The following is a 1,834-nucleotide window of genomic DNA, read 5'->3' on the forward strand; positions in this document are numbered from 1 at the left end:
AAAACGGAATCGGTTGACCCATCGTGACCGCTCAGCGTACAAAACTCTCTCCAGCGTGAAGGCTGTGTGCAAATCGGTCACGATCACCGGAATGACCGGTCACGTTCGCCGGAATACGCACCGGGAGCGGCGAGTTGGGGTAGCCGGTCGCTTTATCGCTGTCAAAATGGAGTATTTCGGGCTGCGGGTCCTTCACGATGGCCTCCTTTTGCTGAAATAAGCGGCTAAGTTTGTAGGTACCAGATTTAGCCTAGCAGGGTTACTCACTATTGCTGCCCTGCGTGTTGCAGTGATAGTAAAAGAGTATTCAGGTCGTGCTTAGCGCCAAGCTTGATAGCTTTGAAAAGCAGCCCACTTCAGGGAGAATGGTGCGAATCAAATGTTGAGTAAAAAGGGCCGCTCGTTACATTAGGAGCGGCCCTTTTTTGATTGCTACGTGAAGCAAGAGGGATTTTTACGCCTCTTCAATCCCATCAACGATAAAGACGCGGTAGTCGGCGCCCTGGAAGCGGTGCTTACGAGCTTCCTGGTAAGCGGGGCTTTCATACCAAGCGCGGGCAGCGGCCATATCGGGGAAACGCAGAATCACGGCCCCTTCCATGGCGCTGCCTTCCAGCACTTCAAAATCACCGTAGAAGGCGAGGGGCTGCGGGTCGTGGCCTTCACGAGCGGCTTTCGCCTTTTCGCCGTAGCGTTCCATTTCCTGAGCGTCGTGGGTGTGTTCACGGGTCAGTACGACATAAGCTGGCATTCACTTCTCCTGATGTCATCGTTAAAAAACAGCTAGAGCATATCATTACCCAGTGATGGGGCCACATTGACTTTTCCCTCCAACCAAAAGAAAAGGGCGGCTTTAGCGGCCGCCCTTAAGGTTTGAATTCAGGTTCAAACGTTAAGCCGTGTAGTTAGAAGGTTTGCCAATCTGCCTCTAATTCAGTGTGTCCACGCTTTGTTAGCTGTTTTAGAAACGTTGGGGAGGCAGGTTTGTGTTGGATAGCCGTTGTATACGTTGCAATCGTAAATTTGGCGGTAATGTCTGCCAATTGCTTTGCTTGCTCTTCTAATGACGCTGCCGCACTACTGGATTCTTCTACCAACGCTGCGTTTTGCTGAGTGACTGAATCGATTTGCGAAATTGCTATGTTGACCTGATCAATACCGCGACTTTGCTCTTCGGATGCTTGTGTGATCTCTTCCATCAGCGAAGAGACTTTGCCAACATTTTTAGCTAACTCACGAATAGTGATGCCGCTTTTGGTCGCTTGAGCCGAACACTCTGTTGTTTTTGAACGACTCATCTCAAGCATTGAGCGGATTTGGCTGGCAGATTGTGAGCTTCGACTTGCCAGTTGGCGAACTTCGTTAGCCACCACGGCAAAGCCACGGCCTTGCTCACCAGCGCGAGCAGCCTCTACCGATGCATTTAACGCTAATAGGTTGGTTTGAAATGCTATTGAGTCGATTATGCTAACAATTTCGCTCATTTCAGCCGCTTTATCTTCAAGGTCACGCATCATGAGCAGCATTTGCTCTCCCTCTTTTGCAGAAGTGTGCGCGGTCGTGGCTGCATAAGAGGTTATTTTGTTTGCTTCGGAGGCATTATCGGCATTCATTTTCACTGTAGCTGTTAATTCGTCTAAGCTAGCAGCTGTCTCTTGAAGGGCAGATGCTTGTTCTTCTGTACGGGAAGAGAGATCTTGCGTTCCCAGTGAGTGAATCGCCCCGGATATTCTAGACACCCGTTAGGCTCTTAAAGTAACGCCTTTCATACTCAACCGGTGACAAGTTATCACTTGTGCTGTGTCGGCGCTTTGGGTTGTAAAACATTTCAATG

3 protein-coding genes are annotated in these 1,834 nt (G+C 49.7%); all 3 read right to left on the bottom strand.

Going from position 1 to position 1,834, the window contains the following annotated elements; genetic code table 11:
• Positions 1-31 precede the first annotated feature (31 nt).
• The gene (locus V8L71_RS20550) at positions 32-196 is read right to left on the bottom strand and encodes a hypothetical protein (protein ID WP_336275327.1); all 165 of its coding nucleotides are present in this window, start codon (positions 194-196) and stop codon (positions 32-34) included.
• Positions 197-454: 258 nt separating this feature from the next.
• Positions 455-751: a DUF1330 domain-containing protein gene (locus tag V8L71_RS20555; RefSeq protein WP_336275328.1), complete on the bottom strand. Its 297-nt coding sequence runs from the start codon at positions 749-751 to the stop codon at positions 455-457.
• Positions 752-905: 154 nt separating this feature from the next.
• Entirely contained in the window at positions 906-1,739 is an 834-nt protein-coding gene (locus V8L71_RS20560) for a methyl-accepting chemotaxis protein (RefSeq protein WP_336275329.1), read from the bottom strand.
• Positions 1,740-1,834 lie beyond the last annotated feature (95 nt).

It is taken from the genome of Vreelandella indica, from assembly GCF_037070225.1.
Lineage (GTDB): Bacteria > Pseudomonadota > Gammaproteobacteria > Pseudomonadales > Halomonadaceae > Vreelandella > Vreelandella arctica.

Bases quoted from the DNA above. Each gene is read 5' to 3' on its own strand.
- V8L71_RS20555 (WP_336275328.1), bottom strand. From the start codon at position 751: ATGCCAGCTTATGTCGTACTGACCCGTGAACACACCCACGACGCTCAG.